Source organism: Marinobacter sp. CA1, from assembly GCF_020546665.1.
In the GTDB taxonomy this organism is placed as follows: Bacteria; Pseudomonadota; Gammaproteobacteria; order Pseudomonadales; family Oleiphilaceae; genus Marinobacter; species Marinobacter xestospongiae.
Genome location: NZ_CP071785.1, coordinates 4,641,240 through 4,656,672, shown reverse-complemented (window position 1 = coordinate 4,656,672; position 15,433 = coordinate 4,641,240). Strand labels below are relative to the sequence as shown.

General features: G+C 65.4%; 17 protein-coding genes. 6 read left to right on the top strand and 11 right to left on the bottom strand.

The features are described 5' to 3' along the window. Positions 1 to 3 precede the first annotated feature (3 nt). Both J2887_RS21325 and J2887_RS21320 read right to left on the bottom strand, forming a co-directional pair. Positions 4 to 231 carry an acetyltransferase gene (locus J2887_RS21325; protein WP_227173132.1) on the bottom strand — a complete coding sequence of 76 codons (228 nt, stop codon included), beginning with the start codon at positions 229 to 231 and terminating at the stop codon, positions 4 to 6. A 72-nt stretch (positions 232 to 303) separates the two neighbouring features. Next, positions 304 to 558: a DUF2164 domain-containing protein gene (locus tag J2887_RS21320; RefSeq protein ID WP_227173131.1), complete on the bottom strand. Its 255-nt coding sequence runs from the start codon at positions 556 to 558 to the stop codon at positions 304 to 306. 114 nt (positions 559 to 672) lie between these two features. Here J2887_RS21320 and J2887_RS21315 point away from each other — a divergent pair, with 114 nt between their 5' ends. Together J2887_RS21315 and J2887_RS21310 are read left to right on the top strand one after the other, a co-directional pair. After that, complete coding sequence (locus tag J2887_RS21315; RefSeq protein ID WP_227173130.1) at positions 673 to 1,149, top strand: carboxymuconolactone decarboxylase family protein; 477 nt, start codon at positions 673 to 675, stop codon at positions 1,147 to 1,149. A 6-nt stretch (positions 1,150 to 1,155) separates the two neighbouring features. After that, positions 1,156 to 2,052: a sigma-70 family RNA polymerase sigma factor gene (locus J2887_RS21310; protein WP_227173129.1), complete on the top strand. Its 897-nt coding sequence runs from the start codon at positions 1,156 to 1,158 to the stop codon at positions 2,050 to 2,052. Between the two features lie 22 nt (positions 2,053 to 2,074). Here J2887_RS21310 and J2887_RS21305 read toward each other — a convergent pair whose 3' ends face one another. The 4 genes from J2887_RS21305 to J2887_RS21290 all read right to left on the bottom strand — a co-directional run bounded on the left by J2887_RS21305 (position 2,075) and on the right by J2887_RS21290 (position 8,921). Then, on the bottom strand, positions 2,075 to 4,171 hold the full coding sequence (locus tag J2887_RS21305; RefSeq protein WP_227173128.1) for a patatin-like phospholipase family protein: 2,097 nt from the start codon (positions 4,169 to 4,171) through the stop codon (positions 2,075 to 2,077). Beyond that, entirely contained in the window at positions 4,168 to 6,480 is a 2,313-nt protein-coding gene (locus J2887_RS21300; RefSeq protein WP_227173127.1) for a c-type cytochrome, read from the bottom strand. Before J2887_RS21300 ends, J2887_RS21305 begins: the two co-directional genes overlap by 4 nt. A gap of 39 nt (positions 6,481 to 6,519) precedes the next feature. Continuing rightward, on the bottom strand, positions 6,520 to 8,163 hold the full coding sequence (locus J2887_RS21295) for a di-heme-cytochrome C peroxidase (protein WP_227173126.1): 1,644 nt from the start codon (positions 8,161 to 8,163) through the stop codon (positions 6,520 to 6,522). 131 nt (positions 8,164 to 8,294) lie between these two features. After that, a complete protein-coding gene (locus J2887_RS21290; RefSeq protein WP_227173125.1) occupies positions 8,295 to 8,921 on the bottom strand; it encodes a LysE family translocator in 627 nt (208 codons plus the stop codon). A gap of 201 nt (positions 8,922 to 9,122) precedes the next feature. Here J2887_RS21290 and J2887_RS21285 point away from each other — a divergent pair, with 201 nt between their 5' ends. Beyond that, complete coding sequence (locus J2887_RS21285; RefSeq protein WP_227173124.1) at positions 9,123 to 10,148, top strand: histone deacetylase family protein; 1,026 nt, start codon at positions 9,123 to 9,125, stop codon at positions 10,146 to 10,148. On the opposite strand, the gene J2887_RS21280 is transcribed toward J2887_RS21285, so the two are convergent. From J2887_RS21280 to J2887_RS21265, 4 genes are all read right to left on the bottom strand, one after another. Then, complete coding sequence (locus tag J2887_RS21280) at positions 10,145 to 10,666, bottom strand: C40 family peptidase (protein ID WP_227173123.1); 522 nt, start codon at positions 10,664 to 10,666, stop codon at positions 10,145 to 10,147. The two genes, J2887_RS21285 and J2887_RS21280, sit on opposite strands and share 4 nt — an antisense overlap. A gap of 20 nt (positions 10,667 to 10,686) precedes the next feature. Beyond that, entirely contained in the window at positions 10,687 to 11,523 is an 837-nt protein-coding gene (locus J2887_RS21275) for a hypothetical protein (RefSeq protein ID WP_227173122.1), read from the bottom strand. An 8-nt stretch (positions 11,524 to 11,531) separates the two neighbouring features. Next, on the bottom strand, positions 11,532 to 11,858 hold the full coding sequence (locus J2887_RS21270; RefSeq protein WP_227173121.1) for a DUF7709 family protein: 327 nt from the start codon (positions 11,856 to 11,858) through the stop codon (positions 11,532 to 11,534). Between the two features lie 92 nt (positions 11,859 to 11,950). Further along, a complete protein-coding gene (locus tag J2887_RS21265; RefSeq protein ID WP_227173120.1) occupies positions 11,951 to 12,541 on the bottom strand; it encodes a TetR/AcrR family transcriptional regulator in 591 nt (196 codons plus the stop codon). Between the two features lie 147 nt (positions 12,542 to 12,688). Between J2887_RS21265 and J2887_RS21260 the strand changes: the two genes are divergently transcribed. Beyond that, positions 12,689 to 13,162: an HPP family protein gene (locus J2887_RS21260; RefSeq protein WP_227173119.1), complete on the top strand. Its 474-nt coding sequence runs from the start codon at positions 12,689 to 12,691 to the stop codon at positions 13,160 to 13,162. Positions 13,163 to 13,199: 37 nt separating this feature from the next. On the opposite strand, the gene J2887_RS21255 is transcribed toward J2887_RS21260, so the two are convergent. After that, a complete protein-coding gene (locus tag J2887_RS21255) occupies positions 13,200 to 13,808 on the bottom strand; it encodes a LysE family translocator (protein WP_227173118.1) in 609 nt (202 codons plus the stop codon). Between the two features lie 114 nt (positions 13,809 to 13,922). Here J2887_RS21255 and J2887_RS21250 point away from each other — a divergent pair, with 114 nt between their 5' ends. Together J2887_RS21250 and J2887_RS21245 are read left to right on the top strand one after the other, a co-directional pair. Next, positions 13,923 to 14,753, top strand: coding sequence for an AraC family transcriptional regulator (locus tag J2887_RS21250; protein ID WP_227173117.1), 831 nt, complete (start codon positions 13,923 to 13,925; stop codon positions 14,751 to 14,753). Between the two features lie 59 nt (positions 14,754 to 14,812). After that, positions 14,813 to 15,424, top strand: coding sequence for a LysE family translocator (locus J2887_RS21245; protein WP_227173116.1), 612 nt, complete (start codon positions 14,813 to 14,815; stop codon positions 15,422 to 15,424). Positions 15,425 to 15,433 lie beyond the last annotated feature (9 nt).

The window sequence follows — 15,433 nt, the reverse complement described above, 5'->3', positions numbered from 1 at the left end:
GCGTTAGGCTGATTGGCGGGACTCACCTCGGCGGTAGTCCGCATCCGTCCAGCACCGCGGCAGGGCCTCGCCGGACGGGAAGCTGAGCCGGGTCTTGTCGAACGGCTCGGGGTCCTGGGCTTCCTCACCGAAGTGCAGACAGCCACGCACGGTGGCGGAAAACGGGTTGAACAGGGCCTGCAGGTCCAGCACCTCGACCAGGTGTCCGGTTGCGGTTTCGGCCAGTAGCATGCTGCCTCCCGGGGATACTCCCCTTTCGCCATGGACCTGCCTACAGCATAGCCCCCTCACCCAAGAGTGCCATCAGCGTCGGGAGGGCAGCGGTTTTTCCAGCTCGTCAATTGCCTCGGTCAGGCTGTCCAAGCGATTGGACAGCGCCGCCTGGGCATCGAACAGGCCCTGGTTGTAGTAGTGAACGCCCAGTTCCCGGGCGATGAAATCCAGCAGGAACTCGGCATCAAACTGCTTGAGCTCCTGGTCCAGCTCGATGTCGAAATAGGCCTGCAGCCGCTGCACCAGGTCTGCTTTCTGCTCTGCCGAGAAGCGGATCTCCGTCATTTGTTGTGATCTCCCTGTCTGTCACCGGAAAAAATGTTCTGTTGATGTCACAACGCCGCACGCTGTGTCGTCTTAAGGGGTGACAGCTTATCCCAACCCTCAAGGAGACTCCCAATGGAAGCAAGACTCGATCCCCCAGGTGCCGCCCCGGAGGCCTACCAGGCCATGGTGAAACTGGAAGGTTACCTGCAGCAGTGCGGGCTGGAGTACAGCCTGATCGAACTGGTCAAGACCCGAGCCTCGCAGATCAATGGCTGCGCTTTCTGTCTGCACATGCACACCACCGATGCCCGGGCTGCCGGCGAGTCCGAGTTGCGCCTGCACCTGTTGGCGGCGTGGCGCGAGTCACCCCTGTACAGCCCGCGGGAACGCGCCGCCCTGGCCTGGACCGAAGCGCTGACCCTAGTGGCGGACACCGGCGCCCCGGACCGTGACTATGAAGCCACCAAGGCACAATTCAGCGACCGCGAGCTGGTAGACTTGACCCTGCTGATCGGTGCCATCAACACCTGGAACCGGTTGGCCATTGGCTTCCGCCTGATTCACCCGACCGAATCCGCCGGCAGCACCACCGCCAGCCACGATCACTGAGCAGCCATGACAGACGATGCCCTGACCCTGTTCCAGCACCAGCGCCCGCGACTGGCGGCGCTGGCCTTTCGTATGCTCGGTTCGGTAAGCGAGGCTGAAGACATTCTGCAGGATGCCTGGTTACGCTGGCAGGGCATCGGCCTCGGCGACATCAATAATCCGGCCGCCTACCTGTCCACCCTGGTCAGCCGGCTGTGTCTGGACCGCTGGAAGGAAGCCCGTCATCGACGTGAACACTACGTCGGGGAATGGCTGCCGGAACCGCTGGTTGCCGAGGCCACCCCAGATGCCGAACACCAGTTGGAGCAGGAGGTCTGTTACGCCCTGATGCTGGCGCTGGAGCGACTCAGCCCGCTGGAGCGCGCGGCCTTCCTGCTGCACGACGTGTTCGAGCTGCCATTCCAGGAAGTCGCGCGGGCACTGGCCCGCAGCGAGCCCGCCTGCCGTCAGTTGGCCAAGCGGGCACGGGATCGGGTGCGGGCTGAACGACCGCGTTTTCCGGCGCCACCGCCTGATGGCGAGCGTCTGGCGGAGGCGTTCTTCACCGCCGCCCGCAGTGGCGACGAATCCACCCTGCGCCAGCTGCTGGTGGAGGATGCCCGCCTGCACAGCGATGGCGGTGGCGTCCGGCCGGCGGCACTGCGGCGGATCGACGGCGTCGACCGGTTGTGCCGACTGTTCCTGGCCCTGGCCCGCAAGAGCGGATACCCGCGCTGGGCGGAAGCGCTGCCGATCAACGGCCAGCCCGGCTGGCTCTCCGTCGAGCAGGACGGCACCCTGCAAACCACCGCGCTGACGCTCCAGCATGGCCGTGTGACCGATGTCTACATCACCCGCAATCCCCACAAACTGAGCCACCTGGCCCACCGGGTGCCGGCCGACGCCTGGCTCCCCCTGCTCTGATGGCCGCTGTCAGAAACTGTCGTCAGGCGTCTCTGGTCCGGGGACAGTCTGGGGCTTCCCGGTGTTCCGCCCGGCCGAACAGCGTTGCAAAATCCCGCGGCGCATCGGCAAGGATTGCGGTCATCAGCTCCAGACCCAGCTGGCGGTAGCTGTCGAACTGCATCTCGTCGAAGAACTGGTCGGCCGTGGTCTGGTTGGGGAAGGAGGGGTTGCGACGCCAGTAGGCGTAGATGTCGGCGCTGAGCCCCGGACACAGCGCCGCCCGCAGGTAGAGGATCTGCCCCTCGCTGCCATCGGCATAGCGCACCCGCCCCCAGACGTAGGCCCGCTCCGCCATACCGTCGACGGTCCGGCGCACCAGATCATCGGCGCTGAGCATCACTTCGGCGTCGAAGTCGGCCCTCACCCGCTGGATGGCCCGGCCCAGGTCCGACAGCGAGGTGTCCGGATCGGCACCGGCATCGCTGATAACAATGAACCGGCAGCGCCGGCGAACCAGTTCGTAGAGCCCCAGATTGTCGAAATGGCCGCCATCGGAAAGGTGGATTTCCGCCTCCGACTCCGCCAGACCAAGACCCAGCATTTCCCGCAGCATGTAACGGTACCAGCCCGGCAGCCAGCGCCACCGGCGGATACTGCGGGGATTGCGGGTCCACACCCCGAGCCGCAGATTGAGCAGCGTCATCAGAAAACTGAGCGGGCGGGAACGGGTACTGAAGGTGTCCGGGTCCACCGCCGCACCAGACACCGCAAAGGCGGTGGAGAGCGTCATGGCACCACCGAGGTAATCACCGGTATGCCGATAGCCGGTGGCCGCAGAACCGCAGTACAGCGGGCTCAGCACCATCGACGCGCCGCCCCGGCTTTGCAGCCGCTGGCGGCGGGAATTGCGGGTGTTGAGGGTGGTGTTGATCAGGTGCAGCGGTGCCCCGGAGGACGGATGCAGCTCCGTGAGCCGGAACCGCAGCGGGTCCTTGGGCCAGTCGGCGGTCTCCGAACCGGGGTTGGCAACCACCGGCAGGTAGGCGTCGGCCAGCCGGCCCCGGTAAAAGCTGTGCATCGACAGGGTGTTGATGTTGCCCACCAGGGCCAGTACCAGGGACAGCCCCAGCCAGCCGATGTAGAGGCTGGAACCGATCAGGCCGGTATCGGTGCAGAGGTAATACAGCAGGGTCAGGAAACCGTACAGCAACAACCCCAGGCCGGCCACGGCCAGGCCGCCACCCTGCTTGCGGGCCAGTCGCAACGACCACAGCCCGGTGGCCATGGGGCCCAGGTACGTCAGGTGGTGCATCACCCCCGCCAGCCGTTCACTGCCAAACCGGCTCAGCGCGGCCATCTCCAGATCTGCCACTACCGGCAACAGCCCCACCACCAGTCCCATGACGGTGGTTGCCAGGCACCAGCCCAACACCAGCCGCAACCGACGTTCGGTGCTGTGACCCGCCGGCCCGCGTTCGGAACTGGCCAGGGCAAACACCAGCAGCACCAATAGATACAGCCCCGCACTCGCCAACCCGGTCAGCAGCAACAGGATAAATCCGTCATGTCCGGAGATGGCCTGAGCCCCGGGCAGGTGCAACCAGACGGGCCAGGACACTGACCACCACTCGGCACTGGCCAGCGCCACCAGGCCCAGCAGCAATGGCATCAGCACCAGCAGATTGAGCAGGGTGCCCGCCAGGATGGAGGCTCCCAGAGTCCAGCCCGAGATGCCTTTGCCGTTGATCAGGTAGTTGCCATGGGCCCGCAGCCAGTCCAGCACGGTACCACGGCCATTGGCCAGCGGCGCCGCGGCGATGTCCCGCTGCTGACAGACCGGAAAGTGAGCCCGCAGCCAGCTCAGGCAGGCGGCAATGTAGCCACCGCCGGAAACCGACGACAGGTAGTCCACCTGATGCAGCAGCCCGGCCCGGGCCAGGGCCTGCAACACCCCCAGGTTGAAGGTGGCGGAACGGATACCGCCACCGGACAGCGCCAGTGCGGTGATGGGCGCATCCTCGGCCACATCCTGGCCACAGGCCCGTCGCCGGGCCTGAATCCATTGCCGCTCGGCGGCCTCGACCTCGCTGAAGTCTTCGGTGTAGACCGGCTCCGGGCGGGGTTCCCGGGCGGTCATACCCCGCCCTCCCCAAAGCAGTTGGCCGCCGGCGGCTGATAGCCCTGGTCGCGGGAATCCCGATGGACCTTGAGGTATTCCAGCAGGGCCATCTTGTCGTTATGGCTGAGGATGGGGCCAATGACCCCCTGCGGCAGCGGCTGGGCGTCGGGGTCCACCAGGTGCTGCTGCCACAACTGCGGATCGGCGGCGAAGGCGTGACCACTGTTGTGGTTGCCGGACACGGTGGTATCAAACCAGAAGCCGTCGCCGTCACCCTCGCTCTGGACATCGTAGCCCAGGTGCTCCGGATCATAGCGGCGGGAGCCCACCAGGAAGCGTTCGCTGCGGGTTTCCGGCGGCGACAGCAGCTGGTAGATGGTCGGTACCGAACCATTGTGGAGGAACGGAGGCGTGGCCCAGACGCCGGCCAGCGGCCGCGGTTTGTAGCCGCGAACCTGCTGCGGCAGGTCAAGGGTGCCAAACCCTTCCACACACTGCTGCTGGTCAAAGTCCAGGCGCTGATCGGCAAAGTAGCGGTTCTTGACCAGGATACCGACGACGTTCAGGGCCTCGCCCTCGGTCAACCGGGTCACATCCAGCGCATCCAGCTGAATGTCGGCGTAATCCTGGCCATGCTGGAGTTGCCACAACAGCGCCACGGTCTGGCAGTCGAGGTCGCAGCTGAGCGGGTCCGGGGCGGGGGTACGCACTCCCGGTACCGATGGCAACGGCACCACCAGCTCGCTCAGACTGGCCAGCAGGGCGTCGAAGCGGGCCTGCGGAATGCGGGCGTCCGGCGACTGGGTCGGGTAATCCGCCAGCAACGCCGGCAACTCGCCCAGCGCCAGCCCCTGGCGCTGGCGACCGTCAATGACTTCACGCAGACGGTATCGCACCTGGCGCACCAGCTGCCGGTACAGTAACGGACGCAACGCGTCTTCCAGATCCGCATCGGTCAGGCCGGTGGGGCTGAGGTCATAACGGCGATCCATGAAGCCATCGGCGGTTGCCGGATCGGTGCCGATTTGGGACGCCGGAATCACCTCAATGCGCCATTCACTGTCAGCCGAGGGCTTCAGCGGTGCCAGCGCCTGCTGGCGAGCCTCCGACACCCGATGGGGACCGTGACAGCTCTGGCAGTGGCGAGCAAACAGCCCGGCGCCCCGGTCCGCCAGTGCGGTGTCTACTTCCCCCAGCAGGGTATCGGGCCAGGTCGGCGGCTGCAGCGACTGCAGGGTATGCTCGATGGCCACCAGGTCCTCGATCCTTACCGAACTGCGGAAACGTTCCGGCGCCGGCAACGGACCATCGGTATCGTTCAACAGCGGAATCCGTGCCCCAACCCCCATGGCCTCGCCAATATTGCGGGCCAGCGGTTGGGCAACCGAGCCGTTGTACTGCACCCAGCTGAATTTCCAGATGTTCCACAGATAGGGGTAACTGACCGGGGCGTTGCCGGGCTGGTAGTTGCCGGACGGCGAGTTGGCCGGCTTCAGGTGGTCGCCAAAGACGGTGTTGCCAATGCGCCCCAGCGCGTCGGTTCGACCATAACCTTCCTGCACCGGGTAAAGGTGACCAAAGGGATTGTTCTGGGGACTGCTGGCAAAGGCCCTGACCGATGCCCACAGCTTGTCACGCAGTTCGTCCTTGCCGTCCGGGTAGCGCTGGGCCAGCACCCGGCGGGCGAATTCATCGAACTTCCACGGCACCAGCGCGGTGTAGAACAGCGAGGCCACCAGTTTCGGGGCAAAGGCACCACGGGTGGTGTCGGTGAGCGCATGCATGGCCTGGCCACCGTCCACCCTCAGGGCGTAGCGACGACCCTCCCGCTCCATGTGCAGCTCACCGGTGTGGCAGGCGGCGCAGGAGACATCCAGCAACTGATCGCCGGTGACCGGATCAAAATGGCGGGTGAAACCGACCGGCAACTGGTCCGGGTTGCCCGCCGTGGGCGCCGGGTCCACCAGGAACCGGAGCTGGCGCAGGTGATCCGGATCGGCGAAGCGCTGGTCAGAGAACGGCAGTTCCAGATGCACAAACCAGTCGTAGCGGACCGCCCCGGTGGTGGCACCCTGGGGCATGGAGGTGCCCTGGGGAGTGTAATAGTAGTGCTGGCGTGGCGCCGACTCCCGCCGGACGCCCCAGCCCTGGTCCAGATACACCACTTCGTCCACCTGCTCCAGCGGCGGCACCGACGAGGTCGGCCACAGAATGTACCAGGCAAACAGCGCCACTGCGGCCAGCAGCAGGACCAGGGCCAGAATAACCAGCCATTTCAGGGCCTTGCCACACCAGAGCCAGAGACGTTGAGACAGGGATAGGGTCATGATGCGTTCCTTGTGCGATTTCAGGGCCGATCCCGGCCGCTACAGACTCTTGAGGTATTCGATCAGCGCCAGCCGGTCCGCCTCGGACAGGTCGGTGCCATAGACGTGGCCACCGTTGTGGTTTCCCGGCAGCGAGGTGTCGAACAGGCTGGTGTGCGCTCCGGCGGTGCTATCAAAGCCCACCCGTTCCGGATCGAAGTGGGCGCTGCCGACATGGAACTGCCGGGGACGCTCGGACGGCGGCGTCAGCAGATCAAACAGCGTCGGTACCGAACCGTTATGCAGGTAGGGCGCCGTTGCCCAGACGCCAGCCAGCGGACGGGCCTTGTACTGGCGGGGTTCGTTGGCCGGCTGGGTGCCATACACCTTCTGGTAGTCCTTCACCGCGGCCACCACCGCCTCCACCGGATGGCGCAGGGTGGCGCCCATGGCGGCATGGACCACCATATCGATGGTGCGGGCCTGCTCGCCAAAGCGGTCACCCGCCAGCACGAACTGCTTGCGGCCCTGCAGGGCGCCGGTGTCTGCCCGGGCGTCGATGAAGTTGTCCGCCATACGCGGATCGGTACCCACTTCGGTCAGCGGCACCAGGGTCACCCGCAGCGATTCCTTGGCCTGGTTGCGGTCACTGAGCTGGTGGCAGGCCAGGCAGTTGTTGCGGTAGAGGGTCTCACCACGGGCCACCCGGTCACTGTCCAGGGCGCCCAGCAGTGACACCGGCCAGCGTGGCGCCTGCAGTTGGTAGTAGTGCTTCTGCAGGGTACCGAGGTTGCTGACATTCACCGAGCTGGGGTAGCCGGTGCGGCCGGAATGATCGACCAGGTTGGCGGTGCCGTACACCGCCAGCGCGGTGGTGACGTTCTGGATCAGGGGGCCGGGAGCCTTGTTGGGAGCGGAACCGTTCCACTGCACCAGATCCAGGTGGGAGGCCCGCCACAGGAACGGATAGCTCACCGGCGCATTGGCAGGACGGGCGTTGGCGGGCTCCTCCAGCAATTCCACCGCCACGGTGTTGAAGATCTGGCCAAAGGCATCCAGGCGACCATGGCCGTAGGCGGTATCACTGCGGTTAATGCCACGGCGCCAGTTCAGGTAGTCCCGGCGCTGTTGCAACTGCTGGCGCAGGGCGTCGGGGTCCTCGGGTGCCAGCGCCGTGACCAGGCGCTGGAACTTGCCGTCATCAGCCAGGGTCGCCGCCAGGCTCGCCTCCACCGCCGCTTCCAGCCCGCTGAAATCGATCAGCGCCGGGGCGCCCTCGACGATGGCCTGCTCGCCGTTGTAACGAATCACCCCGGTGTGGCAGGCGGCGCAGTTGACCCCGGCCCAAAGCTGACCATCACGGGCATGGTCACGGCTGAACCCCACCGGCAGACCGTCCGGATTGAGCGGGCTGGCCTTGGCGGGAATGAAGCCGAGCCCCGCCAGGTGGGCGTTGTCCCGCAACGGTTCATCGCTGTCGGCCTGCTCAAGGTGCAGCAGCCAGTCGTAGGGCAGGATGCGGGAGCCGAAGCTGAGGTGGTGCATCTGCTCCCGCACCCGGTTGTCCCAGCCCTGGGCCAGTTCCTGGTAGTCGGTATCGGGAGCCGTATCGGAGTAGTGGCGAACGCCCAGGGTCACCGCAATCGCAAGCAACACCAGGGTGGTCAGGGAAACCGCGATGATTGTTCTTCTACGTGTGTCCATAGCACTCTCATAATTATCCGTAATTATGAGGTTACAGTTTAGACACTTATGTTAGTAAGGCAATTAGTCCACCCGCCAATTCATTGGTTTTACACATAGTTTTGCAATCTTTGGCCCTACGGACCACCGGGTTAACCCCGGCGGTCCGATGCCAGCAGCCCAACCCCGGCAACAGCCAACGCGCTGGCGCAGCCGCGATTGAACCACTGGCGACGGCGGGGCTGCTGCAGCCAATTGCCAAGCACATGGCCGCAGGCGGCGTAACCGGCTATCACCAGCCATTCCAGCAGCAGAAACACCATCCCCAACGCGGCAAACTGGGCGCCCACGCCCTCGCCAGGATCGATAAACTGGGGGAAGAACGCGGTGAATATCAGGATTGCCTTGGGGTTGCCCGCCGCCAGCAGGAACTCCTGCTGCGCCAGTGCCAGCACTCCCCGGTTCGGCGTTTCCGCCAAGGATTCCGCCGCAGCGGCGGGTGTCCGCCACATCTGCAGGGCGATCCAGAACAGGTAACCGGCGCCAACCAGTTTGAGCCCCAGGAACACCAGTTCCGAGGTCTGCAGGATCACCGCCAATCCCAGTGCCGCCAGGGCAATCATGACCACGAATGCCAGCAGCCGTCCCAGCCCAGCTAACCATGCCACCATAAAGCCCTGCTTTTGGCCGTTGGCAAGCGCTACCAGGTTGTTGGGACCCGGAAACAGGTTGAGGGCGAAACAGGCAGGCACGAACAGCAGCAAAGTCGACAGATCCATGATATTCCTCCTTCTCCTGTACAAGACTGACATGATCCTTCCGATCGCCAGGCCAAGCTTACCCAATTCGTCCCACCTTTACAGCGACACTAATCAATAGCCTGCAACCGGCAAGCATGCGCCCGACCCTACGAAGGCCCCATTGAGCCGCCCCGGACGCTGTGCGACAGTGGCTCCTTTGGTCAACCGGAAGCGTTATCGATGAAAACCGTGTATTCGCCCCTGCACCACCGTCGTACGGCTGTCTCCGAACTGGACGGCGGGGTACTGATCCCACCCCATGAGAACCCCAACCGGGCAGAAACCATCCTCGCCCGGGTGAAAGAACAGCAACTCGGTGAGGTGCTGCCACCCGAGTCCCATGGGCTGGCGCCGATCCGACGGATTCACAGCGATCGCTACATCGAGTTCCTGGAACATTGCTGGCGTGACTGGCAGGCCGAGGGCAAACCCGGCGAAGCCATCCCCGCGGTCTGGTCCGGCCGGGGCATGCGCGAGCGGCTGCCCAAAGACATCGACGGCCGCCTGGGCTTCTACAGCTTTGCCGCCGAAACCTCGATCACCGACGGTACCTGGGAAGCCGCCCGCGCCGCCGTGGATGTGGCACTGACCGCCCAGGCCCTGGTGGCCGGGGGTGAACGCGCCGCCTTCGCACTGTGCCGGCCGCCGGGACACCATGCTGCCGAAGAACTGTTTGGCGGCTACTGCTTCTTCAACAACGCCGGCATTGCCGCCCAGGCGTTCCTCGACCAGGGCGCCAAACGGGTGGCGATTCTCGACGTCGACTTCCACCACGGCAACGGCACCCAGAGCATCTTCTACCAGCGCAGCGATGTGCTGACCCTCAGCCTGCACGGTGATCCGGACCTGGTATTCCCCCATTTCCTCGGCTTCGAGGACGAAACCGGCGAAGGCGACGGCGAGGGCTACAACCTCAACATCACCTACCCGCCCAACACCCCGTTCGAGGTCTGGCGCGAAGGGCTGGAGACCGCCTGCCAGCGCATCGCCGACTACGCTCCGGACGCCCTGATCATCGCTTTGGGGGTGGACACCTTCGAGGAAGACCCGATCTCGTTCTTCAAGCTCAAGTCCAGCGACTACCTCACCCTGGGGCAGCGACTGGCAGAGCTGGGGCTGCCCACGCTGTTTACCATGGAAGGGGGCTACGACGTCGACGCCATAGGCGTCAATGTGGTCAACGTGTTGAAAGGGTTTGAAGGCTAACGAAAGCGCCGGACCTGGCTGAAGCGCGGCCGCCAGTAGCCCTGGTCCAGCCGCGAAGCGGTTACGCCGACGGAGGTGGAGGCGTGAATGAAGCGCCCCTGCCCCAGGTAAATACCGGCGTGGCGCTCCTTGCCCTGCAGTCGAAAGAACACCACATCCCCGGGCCGGACCTGGCCCGGCGGCACCGCGGCCCCCGCCGCCAGCATCTGCCCGGTGGTCCGTGGCAGCACCTGCCCCAGCGCCTCACGGTAGGCGGTACGAATGAACCCGGAACAGTCAAAGCCACCGCCATCGGTGCCACCATACCGGTAAGGCGTGCCCTGGTAGTGCTCGAAGACCTGCTGCAACCGGCTCTGGCCATCCGTTGAAGCGGCCGGCAGGGGCAACAGTGAAGGAGGTGCCAGCGGCGCTGGGCCAGGGGTACTGGCGCAACCGGCAAGCACCAGCAGGGCCGCCAGAGGCAGGGCGCGCCACCAGCCGGTCGGGCCGGGCGTTGAGTGGGGTGCTGGCTGAGTCATGAAGTGGGTGTCCCGTCGGGTCAGGATTGGGCGTTATCGTCTCCGAGCATGGCCGGCTCCCGATAGCTTTGCAACCGCCGCAGCCAGCCCGGCAACCAGCGCTGCCGCTCAATCGCCCGGGGTGCCAGCTCGGCACGACGGGTCAACACCGCAGCGGCGGCATCGCGGAAACGTGCCAGAGCGGTGGCCCCCTCAGTGGCCGTCATCTGCTGCAGTACCTGTAACAGGCCCCAACCCTGGCCCTGGTAGCGCTCACCGGTCGCCAGACCCTCACCCTTGAAATTGACGTAATCGAGCAGCGCGTAGACGCCACCCGGTGTGGCGCTGAGGGCCGCCAGCTGTTCCGCGATCTCGCCACGCCGGGACTCCGGCGCCGCTGCCAGCACCCGCGTCAGCGCGGTCTGGGCGCGGGCAAAAATGAACTCCGCCTGTACCCCCTGATGCTGCAGCAGGAAGTCCCGCAGGCCAACCACCCTGGGGCTGTCAGCCTGGGCCAGGAAACTGGCCCGATCCGGCCAGGGCGCGTCCAGAGGCGACAGCTCCGCCAGCCAGCTGGGCAGCGTCACGCCGCGCTCGGTCATGAAGGCAACCAGTTCCGGGAAACTCTCCACAAAGCGGTCGTCCACCGCGCTCGGGTACCAGATAAAATGGCCGATCCCCAGCGACGGAAACGCCTCCCCTTCGTTCCAGTGCACCAGGCACCGAGGGCGGCTGGCGCATTCGTTGCGGAAGATCTGGGCCCCTACCCAGGCCAGTTCATCCTCACTCAGCCGCAACGCCGGTACCTCGGCGGCGGGCGAACAGCCCGCCAGCCACAGCAGCGGTATCAACAGCAGGCAACGAAGCGCCTTGATCATGGTAATCCTCAGTTCTGCTCCGCAAGCCAGGCCAGCGCCTGCTCACCCACAAACCGGCGTCCGGGGTTGTCCCCGGCCATCCATTCCTGCGGTGAAAACAGTTCGAACAGGCCCACCTTGATCAACGTGGGTACGGCCACCGAGAGGGCGGTTTCCACCTCCCCCCGCTCGCCGCGATTGTAACGCTCAACGTTCTGCAGCATGGCGGCCACAGTGCCGGTCTGGACCCGGCTGCCATCCCGCAACTGGACCGCCGGCAGGTCTTCGCCGTCCGCCACGATCTGGCGGTTGATGCTGCCCAGGGTATCGGTGTGCTGTGGACTGTCATTGGACATGGCGTGCTCCTTGGCTTGGTTCTGATTTGATTTGCAAGCTACCAAAATTACGCCTGGCCCCTTCACACCGGTAGTGTCGCTTCGGTAATCCCCTATGCCGGCTCAGCGGCCAGACCGGCCTCCCGCAACAGCGCCGTCAACAGTTCTCCCGCCCGCACTGCGGCGCTGCGATCACCACAGACATGGGCCTGGACGATACAGCCCTCCTTCAGCAACAGCACCGCCTGGGCCAGCCGCTCCTGCTGCACCGGGTCCTCGGTGATCTGCGCCATCACCCCGGTGACCTGCGCGGCAATGGCGCGTTTGTGGTCGGCGCACAACTGGTGAATGGGATGAGCCGGATCGCCGTACTCGGCGCTGACATTGATAAAAAAGCAGCCGTGGAATGGCCGAATGGCCGGATCACGATCGTTGAACCAGTCGTCCAGCGCCGCGAACAGCCCCGTCAGCGCACGCTGGCCCGTGCCGGCGCGCGCCATCCGTGCCAATAGCCAGTCCCGGTAGCGGCCATCGCGATACTCAACCACCGCGGCCACCAGTGCTTCCTTGCTGTCGAAGTGGTGGTACAGGGTTTTCTTCGCCACCCCGGCGACTTCCAGCACCCGGTTGATGCCCACCGCGTGAACCCCTTCGCGATAGAACAGCTCGAAGGCGGTGGTCACCAGGTGTTGTCGTTTGTCCATATTGCGGTTTCCACTTTGGCAGCGCTGAACGGTGACGGGCAGATTGACACAGGGAGACAGACCTGTCTACCCTAAAAAGTAGACAGACCGGTCTACCTTTGCGTGAGCCAACACGCTCTCTCCCCCAACCACCCGGAGTATCCCGTTATGAACCTGTCACTGACCGCCAGCAAAACACCCCTGATCGCCGGCCTCGGCGCCGCGGTCTGCATTACCCTGCTCAGCAGCCTCAGCAATCTGGACAGCGCGCTGTGGCTGATGGCACCGTTTGGCGCCACCATGGTGATCCTGTTCGGCCTGCCCGCCAGCCCGCTGGCGCAGCCCCGCAACATCGTGCTGGGCCACGTACTTACCGCCGCCATTGGCCTTGCGGTGGCCGATCTGCTCGGGCTGACGCCCTGGTCACTGGGTCTGGCGGTTGGCCTGGCGGTCACGGTGATGCTGCTGACAGACACCACCCACCCGCCGGCTGGCGCCAATCCGCTGCTGATCATGCTGGCGGGGGAGGACTGGCACTTCCTGCTCACACCGGTGGCCCTGGGCGCGGTGACCATCGTTGCCTTCGGCTACGGCTACCACCGCTGGGTGTCGCACCAGCCCTACCCTCAGCGCTGGTTCTGACACGGGTATTCCATCCGATTGATTCGTCGGCGCGGCCCTAGGACCGCACCAGCAACCAGCCGCCGGCAGTGACCATGGCACCGGCGGCAACCCGCCGCAGCCCGGGTTTGGGCCCCAGACGACGGGCGATTCGAAGGGCCGCCGCGGCGTAGATCAGTTTGACCCCACCCACCGCCACGATGTCGATCACCACCACCAGCACCAGGTCACGCGGGGTCAGCTGGGCCAGGTCGACGAACAGCGGCAGCAGGCTGGCGTAGAACACAATCGCCTTGAGGTCCGCCAGCGTCAGCGCCAAACCGGCCAGGACACCGCCGGCAAGCCCCCGCCGTGATGGCGGCGATACCGGCGCCGGGGCCGCCGACGGCCGGCGCCACAGCTGGATACCGAGCCAGATCAGCCACAGTCCCGCCAGCCAGCGCACCACCAGGAACAGCCCCCCGAGGGTCTGCGCCAGCACCGCCATGCCCCCCAGGGCCAGAGCGACGAACACCAGGTCCCCCAGCACAATGCCCGCCGTCACCGCGGCTCCGGCCCGCAGGCCGCCCTCGGCTGCCCGGCTCACCACCAGCACCACACTGGTGGAAGGCAGGGCCGCCAACGCCACCAGCACGGCAAACAGGCTGACACAGTCAATCAGGCTCACGGCATCCTCCGGCGCAGACGAGCAATTTTGTCCAAGCGTTCCACGGCAAATCTGGCTACAGTGTGTCCGAACCTGACCCCCGGCACGATGAGGGGCGTCACAGCGGAGACCGTCGTGGAACAGCGCAGCCAATTCCAGTTCAACAAGAGTAGCCACATACCGGAGCTGACGGTACTGCAGGCCGCCATGAGCGACTTTCGCTACGATCGCCATGCCCACGAGGAACATGCCTTCGGCGTCACCCTCAGCGGTCGTCAGGACTTTTTCAGCGGCGGTCATTTTCACCGCAGTACGCCCGGCCACATCATCCATTTTCACGCCGGCGATGTGCATGATGGCGAGTCCGGCGGCGCCGATCCGCTGAACTACGTGATGGTCTATATCCACCCCGACCGTCTCGATCCGCTGCTGGCGGAAGCGGCCGGCCAGGCCCACAACGGCAGCCTGCGGCTACGGGAAACCCTGCTGGCAGACGCGCCGCTGCGTCAGGTGATCCTGCAGCTGGCAGAGCTGGTGAACGCCGGCGGCGGCAGCCAGCTGGATCAGGAACACGCGCTGTACCAGTTGGCTGCCCGGGTGGCCCAGCGCCTGGGCCGTTACCAGGCCAACGCGGTGAGCCCCCGGGTCGACACCCTGCTGCTGCGGGCACGGGACTACATCCATGCTCATCTGGACGACGACCTGGCACTGGAGGACATCAGCGACGCGGTGCACCTGTCGAAGTACCACTTCCTGCGTCTGTTCCGGCGCCAGTTTGGCATCACCCCGCACCAGTACGTACTCAACTGCCGCATCAACGCCGCCCGCAATGATCTGGAGGCGGGACAGGCCGCCAACGAGGTGGCGTTCCGCTACGGCTTCGCCGACCTCAGCCACCTGAACCGGCGTTTCAAGCGCATCTACGGCATGACCCCGCGCCAGTACCAGGCCAGCGTCTGCGCCTGAATCAGGCCGCGCAACACTCCACCCGGAACAGTCCGCCCGCAACACCAGGAAGATATCCGATGATCGAGACCTTCGCCTACGCGTTCGGGGTGATGTACACCCCGGGCCCCGTCAACCTGCTCAGCCTCAATTCCGGCCTGCAGGGCCGACTGCGGCAGTCCCTGGGGTTCTTCACCGGGGTAGCCTGCGCCATGCTGCTGCTTCTGCTGGTGTTTGGTCTGCTCGGCAGCCAGCTGGTGCAGGGACCGCTGCTGTCGGTGGTCGGTGCCCTGGGCTGCCTCTACATCCTGTATCTGGCGCAGGCGCTGGTCAGGGCCAAACCGTCGCTGAATGAGCCCGACGCCGGTAACGGCGTCACTCTGGATTTCCGCTCCGGGCTGGTGATGCAGCTGCTCAACCCCAAGGGCCTGGTGGCCACCCTGCCCATTGCCACCATTCAGTTTCCCGCTGCCGGGCTGGAGGGGCTGGCCATCCTGCCCTGGGTCGCCGCACTCACGGTACTGGCGTTCGGCGCCCCCAGCGTTTACGCCCTGCTGGGCGACGCCGTCGGCCGCCGCATCGCCAACCCCCGCTACTTTGTCTGGTTCAACCGGCTGATGGCCAGCCTGCTGCTGTACGTCGCCGTCACCATCGGCTACCAGCACGTTTATCTGCCGGTGTTCGGCCACTGAGTCGACCCG

What these genes read in the sequence shown, in the direction of transcription:
- J2887_RS21315 (WP_227173130.1), top strand. Translation starts at nt 673, where the DNA reads ATGGAAGCAAGACTCGATCCCCCAGGTGCCGCCCCGGAGGCCTACCAG.
- J2887_RS21310 (WP_227173129.1), top strand. Translation starts at nt 1,156, where the DNA reads ATGACAGACGATGCCCTGACCCTGTTCCAGCACCAGCGCCCGCGACTG.
- J2887_RS21290 (WP_227173125.1), bottom strand. Translation starts at nt 8,921, where the DNA reads ATGGATCTGTCGACTTTGCTGCTGTTCGTGCCTGCCTGTTTCGCCCTC.
- J2887_RS21265 (WP_227173120.1), bottom strand. Translation starts at nt 12,541, where the DNA reads ATGGACAAACGACAACACCTGGTGACCACCGCCTTCGAGCTGTTCTAT.
- J2887_RS21285 (WP_227173124.1), top strand. Translation starts at nt 9,123, where the DNA reads ATGAAAACCGTGTATTCGCCCCTGCACCACCGTCGTACGGCTGTCTCC.
- J2887_RS21295 (WP_227173126.1), bottom strand. Translation starts at nt 8,163, where the DNA reads ATGGACACACGTAGAAGAACAATCATCGCGGTTTCCCTGACCACCCTG.
- J2887_RS21320 (WP_227173131.1), bottom strand. Translation starts at nt 558, where the DNA reads ATGACGGAGATCCGCTTCTCGGCAGAGCAGAAAGCAGACCTGGTGCAG.
- J2887_RS21325 (WP_227173132.1), bottom strand. Translation starts at nt 231, where the DNA reads ATGCTACTGGCCGAAACCGCAACCGGACACCTGGTCGAGGTGCTGGAC.
- J2887_RS21305 (WP_227173128.1), bottom strand. Translation starts at nt 4,171, where the DNA reads ATGACCGCCCGGGAACCCCGCCCGGAGCCGGTCTACACCGAAGACTTC.
- J2887_RS21245 (WP_227173116.1), top strand. Translation starts at nt 14,813, where the DNA reads ATGATCGAGACCTTCGCCTACGCGTTCGGGGTGATGTACACCCCGGGC.
- J2887_RS21270 (WP_227173121.1), bottom strand. Translation starts at nt 11,858, where the DNA reads ATGTCCAATGACAGTCCACAGCACACCGATACCCTGGGCAGCATCAAC.
- J2887_RS21300 (WP_227173127.1), bottom strand. Translation starts at nt 6,480, where the DNA reads ATGACCCTATCCCTGTCTCAACGTCTCTGGCTCTGGTGTGGCAAGGCC.
- J2887_RS21260 (WP_227173119.1), top strand. Translation starts at nt 12,689, where the DNA reads ATGAACCTGTCACTGACCGCCAGCAAAACACCCCTGATCGCCGGCCTC.
- J2887_RS21280 (WP_227173123.1), bottom strand. Translation starts at nt 10,666, where the DNA reads ATGACTCAGCCAGCACCCCACTCAACGCCCGGCCCGACCGGCTGGTGG.
- J2887_RS21275 (WP_227173122.1), bottom strand. Translation starts at nt 11,523, where the DNA reads ATGATCAAGGCGCTTCGTTGCCTGCTGTTGATACCGCTGCTGTGGCTG.